This window comes from Candidatus Hydrogenedentota bacterium (assembly GCA_016791475.1).
Taxonomy (GTDB): domain Bacteria; phylum Hydrogenedentota; class Hydrogenedentia; order Hydrogenedentales; family JAEUWI01; genus JAEUWI01.
Window position 1 is genome coordinate 16,856 of record JAEUWI010000044.1, and the last position, 21,481, is coordinate 38,336.

19 protein-coding genes are annotated in these 21,481 nt (G+C 62.1%); 3 read left to right on the top strand and 16 right to left on the bottom strand.

What is annotated here, in order from left to right:
• The first annotated feature begins 80 nt into the window (after positions 1-80).
• Both JNK74_20445 and JNK74_20450 read left to right on the top strand, forming a co-directional pair.
• Positions 81-1,181 carry a hypothetical protein gene (locus tag JNK74_20445; protein ID MBL7648552.1) on the top strand — a complete coding sequence of 367 codons (1,101 nt, stop codon included), beginning with the start codon at positions 81-83 and terminating at the stop codon, positions 1,179-1,181.
• Positions 1,182-1,344: 163 nt separating this feature from the next.
• Positions 1,345-2,268 carry a hypothetical protein gene (locus JNK74_20450; protein MBL7648553.1) on the top strand — a complete coding sequence of 308 codons (924 nt, stop codon included), beginning with the start codon at positions 1,345-1,347 and terminating at the stop codon, positions 2,266-2,268.
• On the opposite strand, the gene JNK74_20455 is transcribed toward JNK74_20450, so the two are convergent.
• The 16 genes from JNK74_20455 to JNK74_20530 form a co-directional block, all read right to left on the bottom strand.
• Positions 2,265-3,581 (bottom strand): glycosyltransferase, encoded by a 1,317-nt coding sequence (locus JNK74_20455; GenBank protein MBL7648554.1) that lies wholly within the window; start codon positions 3,579-3,581, stop codon positions 2,265-2,267. The genes JNK74_20450 and JNK74_20455 overlap by 4 nt on opposite strands.
• Positions 3,582-3,611: 30 nt before the next feature.
• Entirely contained in the window at positions 3,612-4,307 is a 696-nt protein-coding gene (locus JNK74_20460) for a metal-dependent transcriptional regulator (protein ID MBL7648555.1), read from the bottom strand.
• Positions 4,308-4,505: 198 nt separating this feature from the next.
• Positions 4,506-4,823: a flagellar biosynthesis anti-sigma factor FlgM gene (locus JNK74_20465; GenBank protein MBL7648556.1), complete on the bottom strand. Its 318-nt coding sequence runs from the start codon at positions 4,821-4,823 to the stop codon at positions 4,506-4,508.
• Positions 4,824-5,027: 204 nt separating this feature from the next.
• On the bottom strand, positions 5,028-6,179 hold the full coding sequence (locus tag JNK74_20470; protein ID MBL7648557.1) for an iron-containing alcohol dehydrogenase: 1,152 nt from the start codon (positions 6,177-6,179) through the stop codon (positions 5,028-5,030).
• 40 nt (positions 6,180-6,219) lie between these two features.
• Positions 6,220-6,591, bottom strand: coding sequence for a PilZ domain-containing protein (locus JNK74_20475; GenBank protein ID MBL7648558.1), 372 nt, complete (start codon positions 6,589-6,591; stop codon positions 6,220-6,222).
• 80 nt (positions 6,592-6,671) lie between these two features.
• The gene (locus JNK74_20480; GenBank protein MBL7648559.1) at positions 6,672-7,601 is read right to left on the bottom strand and encodes a radical SAM protein; all 930 of its coding nucleotides are present in this window, start codon (positions 7,599-7,601) and stop codon (positions 6,672-6,674) included.
• Positions 7,602-8,442: 841 nt separating this feature from the next.
• The gene (gene nadE, locus JNK74_20485; protein MBL7648560.1) at positions 8,443-10,365 is read right to left on the bottom strand and encodes an NAD(+) synthase; all 1,923 of its coding nucleotides are present in this window, start codon (positions 10,363-10,365) and stop codon (positions 8,443-8,445) included.
• Between the two features lie 39 nt (positions 10,366-10,404).
• Entirely contained in the window at positions 10,405-10,932 is a 528-nt protein-coding gene (locus tag JNK74_20490; GenBank protein ID MBL7648561.1) for a hypothetical protein, read from the bottom strand.
• 239 nt (positions 10,933-11,171) lie between these two features.
• Positions 11,172-12,566: a nicotinate phosphoribosyltransferase gene (locus JNK74_20495; protein MBL7648562.1), complete on the bottom strand. Its 1,395-nt coding sequence runs from the start codon at positions 12,564-12,566 to the stop codon at positions 11,172-11,174.
• A gap of 65 nt (positions 12,567-12,631) precedes the next feature.
• Positions 12,632-13,204, bottom strand: a complete 573-nt coding sequence (locus JNK74_20500) for a nicotinamidase (protein MBL7648563.1) — start codon at positions 13,202-13,204, stop codon at positions 12,632-12,634.
• A 331-nt stretch (positions 13,205-13,535) separates the two neighbouring features.
• Positions 13,536-14,330, bottom strand: a complete 795-nt coding sequence (locus tag JNK74_20505) for a prolyl oligopeptidase family serine peptidase (GenBank protein MBL7648564.1) — start codon at positions 14,328-14,330, stop codon at positions 13,536-13,538.
• Positions 14,331-14,335: 5 nt separating this feature from the next.
• Positions 14,336-15,241 (bottom strand): metallophosphoesterase, encoded by a 906-nt coding sequence (locus JNK74_20510; protein ID MBL7648565.1) that lies wholly within the window; start codon positions 15,239-15,241, stop codon positions 14,336-14,338.
• 155 nt (positions 15,242-15,396) lie between these two features.
• Positions 15,397-16,350: an amidohydrolase family protein gene (locus JNK74_20515; protein MBL7648566.1), complete on the bottom strand. Its 954-nt coding sequence runs from the start codon at positions 16,348-16,350 to the stop codon at positions 15,397-15,399.
• 38 nt (positions 16,351-16,388) lie between these two features.
• Complete coding sequence (locus JNK74_20520) at positions 16,389-16,721, bottom strand: XRE family transcriptional regulator (protein MBL7648567.1); 333 nt, start codon at positions 16,719-16,721, stop codon at positions 16,389-16,391.
• A complete protein-coding gene (locus tag JNK74_20525) occupies positions 16,708-17,073 on the bottom strand; it encodes a type II toxin-antitoxin system RelE/ParE family toxin (protein ID MBL7648568.1) in 366 nt (121 codons plus the stop codon). Before JNK74_20525 ends, JNK74_20520 begins: the two co-directional genes overlap by 14 nt.
• 112 nt (positions 17,074-17,185) lie before the next feature.
• Positions 17,186-20,203 (bottom strand): c-type cytochrome, encoded by a 3,018-nt coding sequence (locus tag JNK74_20530; protein MBL7648569.1) that lies wholly within the window; start codon positions 20,201-20,203, stop codon positions 17,186-17,188.
• A gap of 431 nt (positions 20,204-20,634) precedes the next feature.
• Here JNK74_20530 and JNK74_20535 point away from each other — a divergent pair, with 431 nt between their 5' ends.
• Positions 20,635-21,351: a hypothetical protein gene (locus JNK74_20535; GenBank protein ID MBL7648570.1), complete on the top strand. Its 717-nt coding sequence runs from the start codon at positions 20,635-20,637 to the stop codon at positions 21,349-21,351.
• Positions 21,352-21,481 lie beyond the last annotated feature (130 nt).

Consider the following 21,481-nt stretch of genomic DNA (forward strand, 5'->3'; position numbering starts at 1 on the left):
GCGCACCCTTGAAGGCAAGGCGGAGCCGCTCCTATAATGGGTTCTGATCGGCAACCCGAGTATCAAGAACGAACAGCACAATGCGCAACAGCACCTTCAAAGCGCCCACGGCGCTGAGCGCGGCCGTCGCCGCCTGGAACAACAAGGCGCGCGGGACTTCGGCTCCGGTGCTGCGCCACATCTTTGCGACCATCCGCAATCTCCAGCGTCTTCGATCGGGCATACGGCACTTTGGCGCCGTGGACGAGGCGAACTTGAAGGTTGAGGGGGCCGGGCCGGTCGACGCGCTGCGGGTGTTGTGCGCGCGGCTGGACGACTTTGAGCAGTCTCTGGCGGACCTGAGCCAGCAGGCCCATGGCGTGACCCAGCAGGGGGAGTCCCTTGTTCAGGACTTCCTGGCGCTTTCGCTTCACGGCGCGGGGGCGGGCGATGGTTCGGCCGGAGAATTTCAGGTCCCTGTGGCGAATTGGGACGAGGGCGGCGCGGAGCGTTTGCTGGAGGCGGATGTGCGCGCGCTGGATCACCTTATCGAGATGCAGCGGGCGGAGATCGACGCCTTGAACCGGCAACTGTCCGATGCGGAGCACTGGCTGACGCCGCGTGAAGCATCCGCGCCGGAAGAGCCGCCCCGATTCAGCGGCCAGATCGAGCTCCAGAGTGTGCGGGAGTTTGTTCAGAACTCGCCGATTGCCTCGATACCGATCAACGCTTCGTATTACGAGCGGATACTTGAGGCCGCGAGCAACCCCGAGGGACACAAGGTCCCGATGGGCCGGATTCTGACGGGCGCCGGCGTGGTGACGGAGCGGCAACTCCAGAGCGCTCTGGAATACCAGCGCGAGGGACGTCGCCAGGCCCTGGGCGGGCTGCTGGTCGATCTGGGCTATACCACGGAGGACGCGATTGCGCAGGCGCTGGCCGCGCAGTTGGCCCTGCCCTATGTGGTGCTGGCGAACGAAGCGGTGGACTCGGCCGCCGTTTCCGCGGTACCCGCGCATCTGGCCCGGCGTCACACCGCCTTTCCCCTGCGCTTCCATGGCCACGCGCTGTGCGTCGCCATGGCCAATCCCCTGGATCTTATCGCGCTGGAGGACCTTCGGATCGCCTCGGACAAGCACATCCGGCCCGTTGTGGCCGCGCGGGGCGCGATCACGGGTCTGATCGAGCGCTACTGCGTTTAGGGGGTGGTCGCATTTCCGCCACCGTGCGTTTCGAATCGCGCGCGCTTCGATGTCGGGGCCTTTCACAATTTTCGCGGCGGCCTTGACGCTGTACACCAGCGTTTCTATAATCTATAGAGGGTGGCTGGCGTTTGCCACAGTACGTTGCAGGAAAGGATGAGCCGTGTCGAGTACCAGCGAAGATGTTTTCTCGCGGCTGAGTCTGGTCATCGAGGACTGGAACGCGCAGATCGTCCGTTCCCACGAGGAACTTTCCCAGCAGGTGGGTGTGGCCCGAGGGCATCTGGAGCGGCTGCATGGAACCGGGGACCCGGGGCCCGCCACCGAACTGGAAGAGGCGCTGGCGCTGGCGCGTGAAGAGCTTGCGGAGCGGGCCGCCGCGAAGGCGTGCCTGGAACGGGAGTTGCAGGAGGCGACTGCCGAGATCGAAGCCCTGGCCGCGGCGCTGGAAGCGGCGCGGGCTGCGGAGAATGCCGCGACGGACAGCAGCGCGGATGTGGAATCGCTGCGCTCCAGTCTCGAATTGCTCCAACTCGAACATGCCCAGGCCCAGGATCAGATCCGCACGCTGAAGCAGGCGCTGAACTCGGCCGCATCCGGGCCCTCCGCCCCGCCCCGCCCCACGGGAATCGAAGCGTTTGACGCCAACGGGCACAAGAAGCGCATGGGTGAAATTCTTGTGGAGCTGGGCCTCCTCACCGAGGTGCAGTTGAAGTCGGTGCTGAAGGAGCAGAATGCCGATCCGCAGCGCAGGCTCGGCCAGCTCGTGGTTGACCATGGTTTCACGGGCGAGGATATTGTGGCCAAGATTGTGGCGGCCCAGTTGCGTCTCCCCTACCAGGAAATCGTGGATACCGATGTGGAGCCGAGGGCCGTCGCGGCGGTCAGCCCCCACGTGGTGCGCCTCCATCGTTCCCTTCCCCTGCGTCTGGAAGATGGTGTTCTCACGGTGGCCATGATCAATCCGCTCGATCTCATCGCGATTGAGGATTTGGAGCTTGCGAGCCGTTACCGGGTCAGTCCGGTGGTTTCGACGCCTTCCAATATCGACAGTCTGATCGCCCTCTTCTACCCGGCGCTGGATTAACAGGCGTCGAGGTTTGCCTGGGCATCGTGGAGGGCGGGCGCCAGTTTCAGCGCGCGAATGAAGGCTTCCCGCGCGCGATCCGGCGCCCCGAGCCGGTGAAGCACCACGCCCACGTTATTGTGGGCGAGCGGATCTTCTGAGTCGGCCTCCAGGGCGCCCACGAAGTATCGCAGGGCCTCTTCCAACTGCCCGGCGGCGAAGTGCGCCTCGCCCTGACGACGCAATTCCAAGGCTCGGATTCGCCGCGCCACTTCCTCCAGCGCGGGCAGGGCGCTCGCCAGTTCACTCAGGCATGTCAGGGCTTCGTCTCCCCTGCCTTGCGCGTCGAGTGCGCGGGCCAGGTAGAGCGTGGCGAGGGGCGCGGGGGGCGCTTCGGAGCGCGCCGCTTCGAGCCGGGCGTAGGCCTCTTCCCACAGGCCGCGCCGCACGGCGATGGCCCCGAGGGCGGTCTGCACGTGGGGCAGGGCGCAGCCACCGCCCGCGAGCGTGCAAAGCAGTTCGTGGGCCTCGTCCAGATCACCCCGATTGAGACAGATATTGGCCAGGGTCGTTGCGGCGGCGACGTGCAGGGGGTTGTCCGCCAGGATCCGGCGGCATGCGGATTCGGCGACGTCGGCCTCGCCGCAGGCGAGGGCCTGTTCGGCGAGATCGTGGAGGCATTTGGCGTCGCCGGGATTTGTTCTTACCTTGTCCCGAGCCAGGGCGTAGTAGAAGCGGGCCTTTTCCGGGCGGCGTTCCGGGGGAGCGTCGTAGCCGTAGTGGTGGATAACGATGTTTGAGCGCCAGATGTGTCCGCCGCGCTCCAGCACGCTCGCGGTGATGTTCTCATGGACCGCTTCACGGTATTCGATGCCCCGGTGATTGCGGAAGAGGCGCAGGAGGCCGACGGGCAGATAGCCGGCGTAGCCCCTCGCCAGGGGTGCGCCGGGCGGCACCGCCACCCAGCGCCAGGCGCGGGGATCGTTGCAATAGTTGGCGAGGATGACCTCCACGGCATCGGCGTCGGAGTTGGTATCAACGATTTCCCGCAGTGCGGGCGCATCCAGGGGGTCGAGCACTTCATCGGCGTCCATGTGGAGCAGCCAATCGCCGGAGGCGCGGGCGATGGAGGCGTTGCGCGCCTTCGCAAAATCATTCTCCCAGGGGATGACATGCACCTGGGCGCCGAAGCTGCGCGCGACGTCCACCGTGTTGTCGGTAGAGCCCGTATCGCAGACCACAATCTCGTCGGCGATTGCGGCGACGCTTTCGAGGCATTGGGCGAGGACGGCCGATTCGTTTTTCACAATCAGGATGACACTGAGCGAGGGCATCGAATACTCCTGGCGGGAAACGGGGCGCCTTCAAAGGGCCGGGGGGCAGTCCGTCACGGGCGCGACGAAGACCTGGCTGGCCACCCGCTGCCCCAGGGCATGGATCTGGGCCTCGCCGTTGAGCATGACGCGGACGTAGATGGGCCCATCGAAGGGGGCCTTTTCCGCCAGGGTTATCCGTGCCTTGGGAATGATGCCGAGACTGGCCACGTAGCGCAGCACCTCGGAATCGTCGTCGCAGACGCGACGCACCACGCATTCCTGACCCTCGGGCATCTGTACCAGGTTCATCAGCGCGCCGCCTTCGGGCATGAGGCCGGACTTGGAGGGGATGGGGTCGCCGTGGGGGTCGAACTGGGGATGGCCGAGGACCTCGGCCATGCGATCGGCCAGGGTTTCGGACACCACGTGCTCCAGGCGCTCGGCTTCCCGATCAACTTCGTCCCAGCTCATGCCGAGCGCTTCCTGGAGGAAGAGTTCCACCAGTCGGTGGTGGCGGATGACTTCGAGAGCGATTTTCTCGCCGTGGGCGGTCAACTGTACGCCATGATGGCGCTTGTAGAGCACGAGTTTGGGTTTCATTTCCGCCAGCTTCTTGAGCATCTGGGTGACGGATGCCGGTGCGACGCCGAGTCGTGCGGCGATGGCCGATGTGCTGACGGGCTTATCGCCGTCGGCAATGGTATAGATGGCTTTGAGGTAGTCCTCAACGGCCTCAGAGAGCATGGCATCCTTTCGCGCGGGCCGCAAAGTCCGGACTCGATTCAGGCGGGGGCTGGCGGAAGGCCGGGCCCCTTTAGGCAACGGCTAAAACTACACGAATTGTCCGGGAAGTTCAAGTAGAAATCTGGGGAAGAAACAAAAAAAAACACGCTCAGGGAGCGTGTTGGAATGGTATGGATTCAGCACGTGACGCGGGGAGGCTCAGCCGAGATATTTGAGAATCTTGTCCGCCATTTGGCCGACGACTTCGGGATCCTTGTAGGAGCCTTGCTCGATACGGGCGCGGGCAGCTTCCACACGATCGGCGCGCACATCGGCTTCGGTGCGCGTGGCCTGCACCAGCCGGGCGACTTCCGCCGCGACCTGGGCTTCCGAACTGATGGATACGTTATCTTCCGAAGAGTTGCTGGCCGTTGTACTGTTGAGGGTTCGGGTCTCAGATTCCCGTTCGCTTCGTACTTTGGCCGGCCCACCAGACTTCGGCTCTGGTATGCCTCCAAGTCCTTGTATACCAACCATTTGTCAATCTCCTTAAGCGTCACATGCTTTGTGCTTATCTAAATCCTTGCTTCTCTTATCGGCAATATTAACCCAGACTTTAGCGGGAAAGCGAAAATAGTCTGAAGGATGAAGGATGAAGGATGAAGGGTGAAGGGTGAAGGGTGAAGGGTGAAGGGTGAAGGGTGGCGGTCAATTGTCAATTGTCAACTGTCAACTGTCCACTCACGTCACCTGGCCGGACCAGGCGGCCTCGAACAAGCCCTCTACGTCGGCGGCGGTGAACTCCCCGATCTGGTTCTTGAAGCGATAGGGGGCCTTGATGATGCGTTCGGCGAATCGGGCGTTGGCCTCTTGGGGGACGCCGTGGTCCCGGGCGGCGGATGGAAATTCGATCTCGGCGTAGAAATCGTAGAGGGCTGCGACGATGGCCCGTGCGGCGGAGTCGGATTTGGGCGGGCCCGGGTAGCCCAGGGTACCGGCGATGGACGCGACGGTTGCGGGCAGGAGGACGGCGTTCCAGGCGAATACCGGGGGCAGGAGGAGGGCGTTGGCCGCGCCGTGGGCGATGCCGTAGTCGAGGGTGTAGTGATAGCCCATGCCGTGGACAAGGGTGGTACCGCTTTGGGCGATGACCACGCCGCTGAGCATGGCGGCATAGAGCAGCAGTCCCCTTGCCTCCTCATCGTGGGGGGCGGTGAGGACCCAGGGGAGGGTGGCCCGAATGAGGCGGCAGGCTTCGAGGGCGAGTAAATCGCCCAAGGGGGTAGCCCGTTTTGAGACCATGCCCTCCATGGCCTGGCTGAGGGCGTCGAGGGCGGTGGCCACGGTGATATCGCGCGGCAGGGCCAGGGTGAGCCTGGAATCGAGGATGGCGGCGCGGGGATAGAGGGTGGGGTGGCGCAGGGTCTTTTTCTCGCGGAGCGCGGTATCCACCAGGACGGCGTAGGGCGTCACTTCGCTCCCGGTTCCGGCGGTGGTTGGTATGGCGAGGATTGGCAAGGCAGGGTTGCAGGCGCTGGAATCGTCGAGGTAGTCGGCGCAGTCTCCGTCGTTCGTCGCGAGGAGCGCGATGGCTTTTGCCGCATCGAGGGCGCTGCCGCCGCCGAGACCTATGATGCAATCAACCCCGGCCTGGCGACAGGCGCGGGCGTGTGCCTCACAGTGGCTTGTTTCGGGGTTTTCGGGGATACCATCGAGCACGAGCGCGCCGGGGAAAAACTCCATCACGCGATCCAGCGCGCCACTTGCGCGGGCGGAACGACGACCGCAAATGAGGGCGGGCCGCCGTCCCAGTTGGCGATATCGGGTTAGCTCGGCGAGGGCGCCGGGCCCGAAATGGATCTCTACGGGTAGTTGGAAGGCGAAGTTCTTCATCGGCTCGGAATCCGCGGCGAGTGTTTTGCTCCGGGAGATATCATGCGTCGCGGAGCAGGTGACCGCCCTGCATTTCTTCCCAGACGATATCCGGCTCCCGGGCATTGAAGGTAATGATGTTCCTCAGGTGCTCCACGCTCTCGATATCCACTTCGGTGAAGTGGACCCCGAGTCCCCCCTCTTCCCGTCGCACCACGGTGGCCCGCGCCTTGACTGGAATATCATCGATGCCCCCATGGAGGAGGATAGTGACTTCGACGGGCGTTCCGAGTTCCATGGCGGGTTCACAGATGATAAAGGCGCCCTGAACGGCGATATCCCGCAAGGTGCCCGCCAGGAAAATTCCATCGTCACGGGTGAGGCTCACGTCGAATATAGCCGTTACCCGGCTGAAGCGTCGCTTGTTGTCCATCGCTCGATTCCCTCCTGGTAGGTCACTCTATCCTACGCCAAAACGATATCCGGCGCAACGCGCGGGCTCCATCGGCCCTCTCAGGGTTCACTGCAACTCGCGCCGTAGCGGAAGCATGAAAAACAGCGGTGGTGGCGCATCATGACCCGCCGCGTCATGGCCCCGGCGAGGGAGCTCCCCTGATCGTAGTCGGGATCATCGTCAACGAGGGTGCAGGCGTAGACGCGCATCCGCCCGGCGGACTTGACGACCATCTTACTGAAATTGCACATGAAGGCCGCGCGGCTCTCGGCGGTCTGGTAGCGGGTCATGCAATCCTCGGTGATGTGTGGCACACCGGAGGGGTGGGTGCCGGGGCCGTGAAAATCGGGGAAGACCACCTGGTGTATATCCTCGGGAAGGCCCGCCTTGCGAAACCAGCCCCGGAAGGCTTCCTCGACGGCGGGTCGGTCCTCATCCCGTGTCATCTGCCTTGCGATGGACACGGAAAAACCGGCTTTGTGGAGGAGGGCCAGGCTTTCCAGGGCCAGGGCGAAGTTGCCTTCGCCCCGGGCCGCGTCGTGGCGCGCGGGATCGGGAAAATCGAGACTGATGCGAAAGCGCAGGGCATGGTCGGCGTCCCGCAGGGCGAGAACTTCGTTCCAGCGTTTGCGCAGGGGGCGGGTGCCGTTGGTCAGGACCATGCAGGGCCGCAGCGCGAGGGCATGCTGAAGGATTCCGAAAATTTCGCGGTTGATGAAGGGCTCACCGCCGGTGAAGGAGAACTGGTCAACGCCCAGACCGACGGCTTCCTCCATCCAGGGGACGGCATCGGCCAGGGTGATCTGCTCCAGGCGGTGGTCGCCGGGTTTGGAGCCTTCGAGGCAGAAAGGGCAAGCGAGATTGCACGCGGTGCCGGTGTGGAACCAGAGTTCCCGAAGCGATTGGGGCTGGATATAGCCGCGCGGGGTGCCATCGGGCGTGTACAACCAGTCGTTGAGTGGATCGTTCTCCTGTGTTGATTGAGCAATGACCAAGACGTACACCTGCTTCCCGTTGACTGTAGTTCCAAACACAAATTGAACCGGACCACGAATGGACACGAACTTACACGAATAAGATATTGGGATGAACTTCGGGAAATCGGCATGTTTGCCGGCCCGCTGTCCGTCGGAGAAACGAGGACGCGATCAACTTCAAATGACTCGACGCCTCACAGGAGGCCTTTTATGGTTGTATTTGAGTCCCTCGGGGTTAACTCCTTTTCCACAATACCCCGAACCAGGTTAATCGTAGCTCTTATTCGTACTACTAACTGCAATCTTGATGCATTTTTTCGTTGAAATTGAAAGACTGCAAAATCTGTATGCTTGCCTGGTGTCGCGCCCTTACAGGGCTTATATATTTCTTGAACGCGTTTAACCCTGGGCGTTGCCCAGGGCTAATATGTCGGTGGCCCTTCGGGCCGGAATACCATATTCCTATCAAACCCCAATTTTGATGTTCTCATTCGTGAAGATTTGTGTTCATTCGTGGTTCAAAACTTTGGTTGTGGCTACGCCACGCTGTACTACTACCTGCGATCTTGATGCATTTTTTCGTTGAAATTGAAAGACTGCAAAATCTGTATGCTTGCCTGGTGTCGCGCCCTTACAGGGCTTATATATTGTTTGAACGCACTTAACCCTGGGCGTTGCCCAGGGCTAATATGTCGGTGGCCCTTCGGGCCGGAATACCATATTCCTATCAAACCCCCATTTTGATGTTCTCATTCGTGAAGATTTGTGTTCATTCGTGGTTCAAAACTTTGGTTGTGGCTACGCCACGCTGTGTGAATTGGTTTTCGTTCGTGGTTCGACTTTCCTTCCGAACTCACCGAACTTTGGCGTCCTTCAAATCGTCCAGCTCATACTGAATACTCTGCATGACCGGGAAGCGGAAGCCGGTCTTGGGGTCGAGATCGAGATCCATGACCTTGAGCGCCACGGGGTGCTGATCGCGCTTCCACTGGTTCGAGGCGAAGCGCTGGGCAAAGTCCTTCGCCCACTTTCGGAGCTGCTCGGGATCGTGACCGGGATGGCGCTTGCAGACAATGCGCCAACAATCCACCAGGGGCATGCGGCGGCGCGCGTAGAGATAGAGGAGGTCATCCAGTACGACATAGGGCATGAGGTCGTCCTCGTCCCGCTGGTCCGGCGCCAGCTCGGCACTCGGCGGCATGGCGAGAATATCCTGCAGCGAGCGGATGTCGTCGCGCTCGGAGAGGTATTCGAGCAACTCGGAGACCAGGGTCTTGGGGACGTTGGCGATGGGCGAATAGCCGCCCTGGTTATCGCCGCCGGTGGTGCTGTAGCCCACGGCCATTTCGCTGAGGTTGGAGGTGACCAGCACGATGCCTCCGGCGCTGTTGGCCCAGTTCAGAATCATGTTGCCGCGGATGCGCGCCTGGAGGTTCTGTTTGGCCAGGGGGTGAATGGCGGAAGTGGAACCGAGGATTTCCGCCTGCTTCTTGAGGGCGATGGTGGCTTCTTCGTCGATGTTCACCACCTTGAAGGAGACCCCCAGTTCGGCGGCGAGGGCCCGGGCGGCTTTCTCCGTGCCTTTGGAGCTGTATTTCGCGGTGGGCAGATAGATGGTGCTGACGCGCCGGGCGAACTTTTCGGCTTCCAGGCCTTCCTTGAAGGACTTGGCGGCCTCCACGGCGAGCAGCAGGCACAGGGCGCTGTCGCGTCCGCCGGACAGGGCGACGATCATGCGTTCGAACACGCCGACCTTCTCCACATAGTCGCGCAGGCCCAGCACGAGGGCGTCGAAGAGATCGTCCAGATAGGGATTGCGCGATTTTTCTCTGGGCGAAACGTCGGGGATATAAAAGCTGCGGGGCAACTGATCCGCGAAATCATCGACGGGGGCCTGGGAATAGGTGAGGCCGGAAACGGTGATGGTTTTGACGTGGTCGACGGTGCTGGCAACGCCTTCGCGCCAGGTGGTGTTCTCGCTGCGGAGCCGGGTCAGATTGTCGAGATCCACGATACCCGTGGCGAGGGACCAGGACTGGCGGGAAAGGAGCGGCCCGGTGGCCACGATGCCCTCGGGATCGGCGATGATGCCGCCGCCGTCGAAAACGAGGCGGCTGTTGTCGCAACCGAGTAGGTTGGAATAGGCATAGACGGATTTGAGATTCGCGGCACTCTGGAGCACGAGGCGCTTTCGCTCTTCATTTTTTCCGGGGAGGAAAGGGGAGGCGCTGGGGTTGCAAATGATTTCGGCACCGGCGCGGACACGTTCGTGGGCGGGCGACGTGGGCGACCAGAGATCCTCGCAGATTTCGGCGGAGACCTTGCCGAAGGGGAGGTCGAAGACGAGATCGCCGGCGGGTACGCCGTTGATGGTGGTGGCGCCGCCCGGCCAGGCGCTGTAGTTCCGGCTTTCATAGAAGATACTGTACATGGGCAGGTATTTTTTCAGCACGAGGCCCTGGACACGGCCATCGGCTATGAGCGCGGCGGCGTTGTAGGTCTGGGCGCCTATGCGAACGGGCAGGCCCACGAAGGCCGCCATGTTTTTGCAGCACTCCGCCAATTCCACGAGGTTGGCCCAGCTCTGGCGCGTGATGTCGGCCCAGGTGATGCGATCTTCGAGGCTGTAACCGGAAATACCCAACTCGGGCGTTACGAGGAGGTGTACGCCCTGCTCTCGGGCCGCTTCGATGACGACGCGGAGGCGGCTGGCATTCCAGGGAAAGTCCCCCACCTTGACCGAGATCGCGGCGGTTCCAATCCGAACGAGGCGCATGGGCTTTTCCTTCCGGGGTTCAGGGGGTGCGTTTCAGCTTCAACGGGCGGCCATGCACTGGTCAACGGCCGCCTTCAATTCTTCGGGGTAACGGGTGCCAATGAGGAGATGGTAGCCGTTCTCATAGTCGATTCTCACGCCCAGATCTCCGGAGACGTTGTAGGCCATCCCGCGGCGTCCCCGGCGTATGCCCCAGCCGCCATACTCCATCGCGGGGCGATATTTTACCGAGGCGACGGAAGTCACGCCGGTGAGATCGATCTTGCGGGTCTTCCGGTGGATTGGCTTGAATCGCACGAAGAGGCCGGCCTCCGTGACCTCGGTCTGGAGTTTCATCGCGTGCAGCAGCCACAGGACGAAGGCGTTCAGGAGCACGATAGTCGCGCCGAGGGCGACCATCTGGTCGTTGGACATGGCGTCTTCACCGAAGGGGATGCCCTGGAGCACCTGGCGGCTGATCATCCAGGCGATGGTGCCGATGCAGAAGGCCGACACGCCCAGTAGTACGATCCAGAGGATGGGCTGTCGAAATTGCTGGTCTTCGCGAAACAGTATTTCCGGAGGCATGGAATCGTTGGCTCTCTAGCAGGGGGAATGGGAATTGACGCGTTAAGTATAGCGCGATTCGCCGGTTGATTTCCCGTGGCGAGTGCGCGCGGACAATGAGATGCGCCCTTGCCGGTTTCCAGGGACAACGGGGACGCCAGAGACAACAGCGACGGGTGTGGTTGTTACCCGCCGTCTCTGTCGTCGCTGGTGTTCCTGCGTGCTCGGCGGTTGCACCCGCGACTCCAACCGCAAGCCCTCTACGCCAGTTCCGGATTGCTCAGCATGTTGTCTTTGAGCTGGCCGAGTTCCTCGGAGAGCAGGGATTGGAAGATGTGGGGGTTTCGCATGCGCTTGAACTCTTCCGGGAGTGCGGCGATCTGGGCGAGGGCCCGTTCGCGGACGGCGGAGAGGCCTGGCGAATCCGCAGTGCGCTGGCCGCCGCGGAATACGGTTTGCAGGAGCGACTCGCCGCGGCTGGCCTGGCCCTGGGATACCTTGCGGTGGGGCCAGGTGCGATTGCGGCCGCGCACGACGCCCGACTCGATGGGGGTCTCGCCATCGAGGTACATGACGTCGCACATCGGGTGGCCTTCGTCGTCGAAATAGCGAAGCAGTTGCTTTCGGCCGGGGTCGGTGGCTTTTTCGATGTTGGAAGAAATCTTCATGCGGCTCTGCCAGGTCCCGTTTTCGTGGATGGCGACCAGCTTGTAAACGCCGCTGAGTGCGGGATTGTCATAAGCCGTGACCATGTGGGTGCCCACGCCCCACGCATTGATCTTTGCGCCCTGGCGCTTGAGGTCCACGATGAGTTCTTCGTCGAGATCATTGGACGCGACGATGAGGGGGTTTTCGAGGCCCGCCTCCATCATTTTCTGATACGCGATTTTGCTCAGACGTGAAAGGTCGCCGGAGTCCAGCCGGATCGCGGGGCGGATGTCGGTGCCCGCGTCGCGCAGCTCCTTGAAAACTTTGATGGCGTTGGGCACGCCGCTCTTTTCGGTATCATAGGTATCGACCAGCAACACGCAGCGATCAGGATAGTGGCGCGCAAAGGTGCGAAAAGCCTCCAGCTCGGAGGGGAAGCTCATCACCCAACTGTGGGCATGGGTGCCGCTGACGGGAATTCCGTAGACTTTGCCGGCGAGCACGTTGGAGGTCGTGTTGCAGCCGCCGATATGGGCCGCGCGGGAGGCGCTTACCGCGCCATCGGGGCCGTGGGCGCGGCGGAGGCCGAACTCCATGACGGGATCGCCGCTGGCCGCGAGACAAATGCGCGCGGCTTTGGTGGCGATGAGGGTCTGGTAATTGAGGATGTTCAGGAGCGCCGATTCGATGATCAGCGTCTCGAAGATATTACCTTCGATCTGGAGGATAGGCTCGTAGGGGTAGACGGGCGTACCTTCGGGCACGGCCTGCACCGTGCAGGTGGGACGGAAACCCTTGAGGTGCTCCAGGAAGTCCTCGCCGAAGATATTGAGCGAGCGCAGATAGTCAATATCGTCTTCCTCGAATTTCAGATTGGTGAGGTAATCGAGGAAGGGCTCCAGGCCCGCAAACACGGCGAAACCGGTGTGTGGCGGCAGGCTGCGGAAGAAGTAGTTGAAGGTGACGCGCTGGTCGGCTCGCCGCTCGCTCCACTGGCCGGCCATCATGGTCAGCTCATAGAAGTCGGTCAGCAGGGCGAGGCCCTCCCGCCGGAACCAGGGATTGGTGGCGTTCACGGGCTTACCTCCGCGCCGCGGCAGAACACGGCGCCGGCGGCGCGCATTTCGGAGAGGGCGCGCACGGTTCCCTCGTCGTCGACGCCGCGGCAGGCGTCTTCCACGAGTACGGCCTCGAAACCGAGGTGGATTGCATCGAGCACCGTGGCCTTGACGCAATAGTCGGTGGCGAGGCCCGCGACAAAGACGCGCGTCACGCCGGCCCTCTGAAGTTGCTGACCGAGGCTGGTGCCCTGGAAGCCGCTGTAGGCCTCTTCGTTCGGATCGGCGCCCTTGCTGATGACCACGGCATCGGAAGGCACGTGCAGGCTGCCATGAAACTCCGCACCGGGGGAATCCTGAACGCAGTGGACCGGCCAGCTCTGATCGGTGAAGGCGGGGGCGTCGCTGAAGCTGCAATGATCCTGGGGGTGCCAGTCGCGGGTGAAGTAGATCCGCTGAAATTTCATTTGCAACGGGTTGATCACTCGGACCACCCCCTCTCCCCCGCGTACGGGCAGCGCACCGCCGGGGCAGAAGTCGTTCTGGACATCTACGACTATGAGGGCATCGCTTTCGGTGAGGTTCATGGGGGGCAGTCCTTGGTTTTCAGGCTTCAGGCTTCAGGCTTGAGGCTTCAGGCTGGAGGCTGGAGGCTGGAGGAATGGGTCTTATGGGTCTTATGGGTCTTATGGGTCTTATGGGTCTTATGGGTCTTATGAGTCTTATGAGTCTTATGGGGCTTATGGGGCTTATGGGGCTTATGGGGCTTATGGCTTGGGGGACCATTTGCGTGGGTTTTCCGCTAAGTATTGTATGCTATCGAACTTGCCGAGTTTTGAATGCGTGCCAACCCATACGACCCATACGACCCATACGACCCATACGACCCATACGACCCATACGACCCATACGACTCCTTCATTCCTTCTTCTGCTTCAGTAGCCACGCGATCGTTTCTTCGCTCTGGTAGGCGGGATCCCAGGAGTTGTGATCCACGCCTTCGAATTCGGTGTACTGAATGTTGCCCCCGGCGGCCTTTATGGCTTCGACCATGGTCCGCGTGTTTTCCGGCGGCACGACGCTGTCACTGCCGCCGTGAAAAGCCCAGATGGGCAGGGTGGCCAGGGCGCGCACACGGGAGGCGTGGCTGCCGTAGGGGTTGGCGTGGGGCGCGCCGACGATCTTCTGGATATCGTCGGGATCGCCGCCGCCGCAGATCGGCACGAGGGCGGCGAACGTATCCGTCTTGATGGCGCCCCAGAGCCAGGTGCCGTAGCCGCCCATGGACAGCCCGGTCAGGTAGATGCGTTTCGGGTCGATCTTATATTCGGACAGGACGACTTCCAGTTCAGCATCGAGCAGATCGTGGTGGAAGGCCCAATCGGAGCCGATGGCGCACTGGGGAAAGAGTACGACGGTCGGAAAGCGTTCGGGGTTTTTCCGAATGGCGTTGCCAATTCCAGCCTGGGCCGGGGCGAGGCCATCGTCGCCCCGCTCCCCCGCGCCGTGCAGAAAGACGATGAGCGGCCAGGCACTATCGGGCGTGTAGCCCGGGGGCTCGTACACCAGGTATCGGTGGGATTTGCCGCCGACATCAATGCTCTTGGAAATCAGGCGCTTATCCACCTCGCTCTTTTCCTCCGCCGTTTGCTCGGCCCGCATCGCGGAGCAGGCGAGCACCGCGGCCACCAGCGCAAACCATCGAATCATCATGGTGATTACTTTCCTTCTAAAACTTTACTTTCCGCGCCGAGGCGGTCGTACGAGAACGGGTGTTGCGGGTCTTCCGGCGAGACCGTGATATGAACCGGCCGAGCTTTGGTTACCTGATCTACCTGTATGCGCAGTAGATTGGGAGCACGCCAGGAATCTTCATACTCCCATACGTGGCCGTCGCCGTGAAGATAGAGCACGGGCTTACCGAAGGCCTCCACGGCTGGCACAAATCGGCGGAAGAAATCCTCGTGATAGGCCTTGGGTGCGGCCTGGCCGATCACGACCACGGCATAGGCATTCCGGCCCCGTGTGTCCAGGTTGTGCTCGACCCAGTCGGCATTGGCCCGATGACGGTAGCCCCACTCCTCCACATCGTGCATGCGGCCGGAGACGATATTGATGCCGACGAACAATACCCCGCCGTCCATCCAGGCGATATTCTCCGGGCGACCCTCCTGGCGATTCAGCTTCGGGCTCTCGGGGAACTGCTCCGAGAAACGCAAGAAATGCTTCTCCCATAGCGCCCATGCGGCATCGGGATTGGCCTGATCGTTCCACTCGTTGTCCCCCGGCACGAGGATAACGGGGATGGAGGACTGGCGATAGAGATCGGCCACCTTCGCACTGTATGCGGCGTCAAAGAGCTGGGAACCCTTGCAGAGATCGCCCACGTGAATCAGGTAGCGGGCGCGACCATCCGCCTTTTCCGCTGCGAAATACTGGGGGAGGAGCGTCCAGTCCTCCTCGCCCCGGGGGCCATCGCCCGTCGCCGCGAAGGTGACGGGCCGGGGCGACGAAAGGGCGTCGTGGTCCACGGGAACGCCGCCGCAGGCGATACAGCCCGCCAGGCCGAGCGATGCAACAAGCACGAGCGAGAGCCGAAATCCGGCGCGCTGCATGGATAACATGGTTCAGGTCTCCTGGCGGGTTGGAAGCAAATTGGTAGCGACGAGATTATGGCAATCGCCGGGGAGGATTGCAACGCAGGGAAGGTATTGGGGCGAAGGGATCGGACGGATCAGACTGATCGGACGGATCGGACGGATCGGACGCGCCGCAATCTTCAGCCCAGCCGGAGCAGCTTCCGCGCGTTGTCGCAGAAGATCTTTGCCTCAACCTCGACCGGGAGCTTGAAGCTCTCGAAGATATCGAACTGACGTACGTCCTGGCCGGGTTCAAGGTAGTCCGTGCCGAAGAGAAGCCGATCGGCGTATTGGATGCAGAAGGCGCGGCCATGCTCGGGGTCGCGGCTGAGGGCGTTGGAGCCGCTGCCGGCCGACAGGTCGCCGTAAAGATTGGGGTAGGTGTCGAAGAGTCGCCCTACGGCGCCGCCGGGCGCGACCTTCCCTTCGGGATAGCCCTTCAGATCGCCCTCCTGGAGTCCGCCGCTGATGGAGGCCCACCAGCCGGTGGCATGGCCGATAAAAATACCGTTGGGCACTGCTTTGAGGACGGCTTCGAGCCCGGGTAGTCCGGGCCTGTCCGTGTTTCGAATGTTGTCGAGATGGAAGAGCATGGGAAAGCCCACATCGGCGCAGGCCTGAAAGAGTTCGATGTTGCGCGGATCGGCCATTTCCACGCCCGGCTTGTGCTCGCCGAAGCCTTTGCAGCCCGCGTCCTGATATTTCTTCATCTGATCACGCTTTTCCTGCGCGCCTAGCATGACCGCCCGGGGATCGATGGCGCAAAAGGGTATAAGACGATCCCGATGGGGCTTTGTTTCCCGCAGGACGTAGTCGGTGCTGATCGGGTAATCCCAGGACTCGGGATTTACCAGGGGCAGCACAACGGCCTGCGCGATCTCGTGGAGATCCATCCACTCGAGCAGGGACTTGGCGGTAAGCTTTTCCTTCGCCCCCCACTCCTGACCGATGTGGGTGTGGATGTCGAAGTATTGGCCGGGAGGAAAGGACTGTGCGCGGGCCGGACGCGTGAGGGCGGCGGCGCCGAGTACGACGGCGCCGGCAATGTGACGGTGGAATTCACGACGGGTGATGAAAGATTGATTATTCTGCAATGGGCTGCTCCCGTGGCGGCAATTGAGTCGGACGCCCGTCAGACTGCGACGGTGAGATGCGCGTCCTGATTCGGGACTGGCGCAACGGAAATCTGAACTCCATGTCCCAACGCGACGAGGTAGCGGCAGAGCTCATCGATTGTCACATCATCGAATTCAATTGCCCGTAGCTGCGCCATTCTGTTTTGCGTGCATCCAGCCAGCCTGGCAAGTTCCTTGTCGTTCAGATTCCTATCATCCGCGATGTGAAAGATCTTGCTGACCAGTTCGCATCGAGCCATTTCTTCTTCCGGATTGTCAAAGCCAAGTGCCACAAAGACATCATCTACGATCTCAGCCTCTATCCTGTTCGACTTGCTATCGACAGCCATTTCGCTCATCCTCCATTTGTATTGCTTTCGCCAGGCGACGCTGGATCAGCTCCAAATCGCGCGGGGGGATACCGATTCCGCTCTTGGACTTTTTGTGAAACACGTGCAGTAAGTATACCCTATCGCCCAAGTGGACCGTGTATACGGCACGGTAGGCTTCACGGTCATGTGACACACGAATCTCGTCCACGGCAACAGAAAACCCCTTCAACGCCTTCACACCTACAAGCCTGTTGCCCATTTGAATCACTGCAAGAAAGCGTCCAATCCTGTGCCTCACTGGAGCGGGAAGCTCATGGACTATCTCCCGCGTATCTCCAAGAAAAACAAGTTGCTTCCTCGACGTCCCCATCCTTCGCCCTCCTATGCTTTTGCGCTCAATTACCCCGCATTCCTATAATAAACCGCCCCGAACCGAAGGGTCCAGGGCGGTGTTTCAGTTTTCTGATGTTTGTCTTTTCGCCTCAGGAACTCAGCGACACGAGATAGGCAATCAGATCGGCCATGGCCTGTTGGTCGATGGCTGCTTCGAGGCCCTCGGGCATCAGGGACAGTTCCGCGCTCTCCACGGACTCGATGTTGACGCGCAGGATGGTGTCCGCTTCGCCGCTGGCACGGCTCAGGGTGATGCTGGTGGCGGTTTCGCCGGAGATGAGTCCGCTGTAAGTTTCCAGGTCGAGGGTTTCGACCGTGTAATTCACGTAGGCGGGGTTGATCTCGCGATTGGGATCGAGGACGTTGAGCAAAATGGCCTCCGCGCCGCGATTGCCGATGGCGGAGAGGTCGGGACCGACCGCGAAGCCCTGACCTTCAAGCTGGTGGCATTTGCTGCACTGCTCCATGAAGAGCGCGCGGCCCTTTTCTTTGTCACCGGTCAGGGAAAGGGCTGGGCGGTAGGCTTCCACGACTTGATCGCGGGCGGTGGGCGCCTGGGCGCCGAGGAGGGCGGCGGCCTTTTCCTTGATGGCGGCGTCGGAATGATTCAGCAGGAAGTGGATGCGATTGGAATCGAGATCCTTCGCGGAGAAGGTTCCTGCTTCGAGGGCGGCAAGGAGCCGGCTCACCCAGGACTTGCGGGAGAACAGGGTCTCCACGGCCTGAGCGCGGACGGCGGGGCTGAATGCGCTGAAGTGGGCCAGCAGGGCATCGGCGCCTGCTTCCGTGTCGTAACCGCTCAGGGTGCGGATGGCGGCCACCTGGACTTCGCTGGCGTTCTGCCCTGCGAGGATTTCATCCAACAGGGGCAAGGTTGCCTCGGCGGGCGCAAAGGCCAGATTGCCGATGGCGGCTATCCGTTTGGGGGCTTCCTGGGCGCTGTCCGCGGAGATGGTGCGGGCTTCGGCGATCATGCCCTCGAGCAGGGCCTTGGCCTGGGCGCTTCCGGCGAGGACTTCGGGGGCGAGGGTGCCTTGACCGCCCATCTGCATGCCGGTGATGATGCCGCGGACGGCGGCCTGAGCGAGGGCCTCGTCGGCCCCTTCCAATTGCTCAATATCGTTTACCGTGGAGGCGAGGGTCTCGCGGGAACCGGTGGCGCCGGCATATTTCGCCAGCTCTTCCACCAGCGCGGGGGCCTTGGCGTTGCCACGGAAGGCGTCGTTGGCCAGCACGATCTGGAGCACTTCACCGGCGCCCGTGTAGAGCGAACTTTTGGCGGCGAGCTGGATCCACTCGTCATCCAAATCGGCCAGGAGCAGTTGGGCCAGGGCTTCATTGCGTTTGGCACCCGTGGCCGCTCCAAGACTGAAGGCGAGCTGGTAGCGAACCTGGGGCGTGGGGTCGCTCAACTGGGCCACGACGGCGTCCATCACCGCTTCATCGCTGTCGAGGAAGGCTTCGGCATGGCGAATGGCGTGTTCGCGCACCTTGGGGGATGTATCCTTCAGGCCGGTGAGCACGTCTTTCGCCGTCAGCGCGCCGAGACTGTTCAACGCATAGAGGGCGCGGAGGCGGCCTTGGGGATTTTTGCCCTTGACCAGCAGCACGCGGAGGGCGGGGGCGGCGCTGGGGTCCTGCTGTTCATAGAGCAGGCGGGCGGCGGTGTCCTGATGCCAGCCATTGTCGTGATCGAGGGTCAATACCAATTCGTTCGTATCGGCTGCGTCCAGGCGGGGCAGTGGGCGCTGTTTGAAGCCCTCGGGCAGCACACGGTAGATACGGCCCCGGTCCCGGCCGCTGGTGAGGTCGAGGTGCTGCTTGATGATGGGCGGCAGGCTGGCGGGGTGCTCGATGACCTCGCGGTACATATCCATTATATAGAGTGTGCCGTCGGGCGCGTTGGCGTACTGGGCCGGGCGGAACCAGATGTCCTTTGAGCGGACAAACTCGGTGTTTTCATCGGCGCGGCTGGCTTTGAGCTGGATGGCGCTTTCGTCGATGGTCTTGCGGTGGATCAGGTTGCTGCCCACGTCGCCGACGAAGGCGTTGCCATAGAATTCCTTCGGCCAGGCATCGCCGCGATAGATGGTGACGCCGGTGGCGCCGGTGAAATAGCCCGCGGGCTGTCCACCGCCTTCCACGATGCCGGGGACGATACCCTTGGCGCGCAGGCGGGTGCGGACGATGCGCCAGGGCTCCACGGGGCTGATGCGATACACGGTGGCCGCGGGGCCGTCGGTGGCGATGCTCACATGGGCCGTTGGGGAGGCCAGGTAGGGATTGCGGGCGAGGTAGTTGTCGTCGAACATGATCTGCTGGATGTGATCGCTGTTGGAGCTGACATAGCGCCGGCCCCAGGCATCGAGGCTCATGCCGTGCTGGCCGCCGCCGCTTACGGGGGTCAGTTTGCGGGTCCTGGGCTCGATCTTGAAATCGCGACCGCGCAGGGAGATGGGCAGGGCCGCCGGATCATTCCCGGGCTTTACATCCGCGCCGGAGGTGCTGGTTGCGCCGACGATCTGATTGTCCAGGTCCCACTGGAAGGTGTTGAGCAGGCCCTGAACGTTTTTCAGGCTGAATCCGGTATAGACCACCTCGCGGATATCGGCCACCCCGTCGCCTGTGGTGTCTTTGCAGTAAAGAATGTCCGGCGGGACGCCGACAAAGACGCCGCCGTCGTAGCAGATAACGGCGGTGGGCCAGGCGAGATCGCTCACATAGGTGGAGCGCTTGTCGAAGTGTCCGTCCTCGTCTGTATCCTCAAGCATGGCGATGAGGCCGCGGCGCTCTTCGTATTCCTCGGAGTAGTCGCGCATTTCGACGACGAACATGCGGCCGCGTTCGTCGAAGGAGAGGGCGATGGGGTCGGCGACGAGGGGTTCGGCGGCGACCTGGTCCATCTTGAAGCCGGGCAGCACCTCGAAGGAGGCTATGGCGTCTTCGGGCATCAGCGGGGCGATGCGCGGCAGTTCGGCGGTGTAGTCCCGCTCCAGGCTGTCGTTTTCGGCGTTCTGTGCGGGGGCGCCGCCGGCGCCGAGGGTGGCCACACAGGCACAGACAAGGGCACGGCGAGCCCAGGGACGCATCCGGTTCGAATACTTCATCGAAATCTCCACGGGTTTGGAACAAACATTGGATCGTGCGCGTCGGCGCGAAAATCGGGGCGCGGACGGGCGCGGGAAATGCCTGGGCTGGCGCACAAGGCGGCAACTGTGACGGGCGGACGCCTAGTATCGGAGTTACCCGCGTGGAATTTCAACCTTGGCGGGCGCTTCATCCGGGAATGGCGCGGTTGAATGAATTGCGCGGCATTGCGTCTGACTGATCGGGTGTGTATAGGTTTACGGTTTGAAGGCGGTCGCGATTTCTGGTATTGTTAGGGTTCCGCGAGAGTTGGGGCGACCTTCAATATCCGCCCCGGAACGCCCGTTCCGCCTCGGCCGGTTTGCAGTCTACGAATTGCAGGCCGCTTGCCCACTTTGGTTTGTCGATGATCCAATTGTATGGTCCAACATCCGTCAGGAGTACCAAACTCATGTACCGTTCTCTCCGCAGCACCGCCCTGACCGCGGCCCTCATGGCCGCGACCGTCGCATCGGCCGGCTCCATAACCGGCAAGGTGGTCTACGAAGGCAATGTCCCCCAGTTCAAACCCGTAGACACGAGCGGCGATCCGTCGTGCGCGGCGCATTTTGGCGACAATCCGCCCGTGAGCGAGGTGCTGGTGCTGGGTGAAGGCAATTCCCTGGCCAACATTCTGGTGAAGGTGACCAAGGGCCTGCCCGAGAAGACCTGGGAGGCGCCCAAAGAGCCGGTGGTGATGACCCAGGCGGGTTGCCGTTACTCGCCCCATGTGGCGGTGGTGCAGTTGGGCCAGGTGCTGAAGGTGCAGAATCCGGACGGGATCCTGCACAACGTGAACTGCCAGCCCAAGGTGAACCAGCCGGCGAACAAGGCGATGCCGAAGAACCTGACGGAGATCGACTTCAACTTCGACAAGCCCGAAGAGACACCCTTCCGCTTCAAGTGCGACGTGCACCCCTGGATGATGGCGTTCTGCGCCGTGATCCCCCACCCCTTCTTTGATGTAACGGAGAAGGACGGCGTGTTCACGATTGAGAATCTTGATCCGGGCGAGTACGAGATTGAAGCGTGGCACGAGCGCCTGGGCGTGCAGAAGGCGACGGTGACGGTGGCCGCCGACAAGCCGGGCGAGGCCAACTTCAAGTTCTCCAAGCCGACGCGGGAATAGGGCGTCGATCCGACGCCTGTTGCGGCCGGGCCATCCCTCGCCGCTCCGCGCCTAGACTGTCTTGAGCAATTGACGGACCCGGTCAGCCCCGGCTGGCCGGGACCTTTCACCAACAGGGGGTAAGGTTCGC

Coding starts and splice junctions, on each gene's coding strand:
- JNK74_20445 (MBL7648552.1), top strand. CDS start 81: ATGCGCAACAGCACCTTCAAAGCGCCCACGGCGCTGAGCGCGGCCGTC.
- JNK74_20455 (MBL7648554.1), bottom strand. CDS start 3,581: ATGCCCTCGCTCAGTGTCATCCTGATTGTGAAAAACGAATCGGCCGTC.
- JNK74_20460 (MBL7648555.1), bottom strand. CDS start 4,307: ATGCTCTCTGAGGCCGTTGAGGACTACCTCAAAGCCATCTATACCATT.
- JNK74_20465 (MBL7648556.1), bottom strand. CDS start 4,823: ATGGTTGGTATACAAGGACTTGGAGGCATACCAGAGCCGAAGTCTGGT.
- JNK74_20470 (MBL7648557.1), bottom strand. CDS start 6,179: ATGAAGAACTTCGCCTTCCAACTACCCGTAGAGATCCATTTCGGGCCC.
- JNK74_20475 (MBL7648558.1), bottom strand. CDS start 6,591: ATGGACAACAAGCGACGCTTCAGCCGGGTAACGGCTATATTCGACGTG.
- nadE (MBL7648560.1), bottom strand. CDS start 10,365: ATGCGCCTCGTTCGGATTGGAACCGCCGCGATCTCGGTCAAGGTGGGG.
- JNK74_20490 (MBL7648561.1), bottom strand. CDS start 10,932: ATGCCTCCGGAAATACTGTTTCGCGAAGACCAGCAATTTCGACAGCCC.
- JNK74_20495 (MBL7648562.1), bottom strand. CDS start 12,566: ATGATGGCCGGCCAGTGGAGCGAGCGGCGAGCCGACCAGCGCGTCACC.
- JNK74_20500 (MBL7648563.1), bottom strand. CDS start 13,204: ATGAACCTCACCGAAAGCGATGCCCTCATAGTCGTAGATGTCCAGAAC.
- JNK74_20505 (MBL7648564.1), bottom strand. CDS start 14,330: ATGATGATTCGATGGTTTGCGCTGGTGGCCGCGGTGCTCGCCTGCTCC.
- JNK74_20510 (MBL7648565.1), bottom strand. CDS start 15,241: ATGTTATCCATGCAGCGCGCCGGATTTCGGCTCTCGCTCGTGCTTGTT.
- JNK74_20520 (MBL7648567.1), bottom strand. CDS start 16,721: ATGGCTGTCGATAGCAAGTCGAACAGGATAGAGGCTGAGATCGTAGAT.
- JNK74_20525 (MBL7648568.1), bottom strand. CDS start 17,073: ATGGGGACGTCGAGGAAGCAACTTGTTTTTCTTGGAGATACGCGGGAG.
- JNK74_20530 (MBL7648569.1), bottom strand. CDS start 20,203: ATGAAGTATTCGAACCGGATGCGTCCCTGGGCTCGCCGTGCCCTTGTC.
- JNK74_20535 (MBL7648570.1), top strand. CDS start 20,635: ATGTACCGTTCTCTCCGCAGCACCGCCCTGACCGCGGCCCTCATGGCC.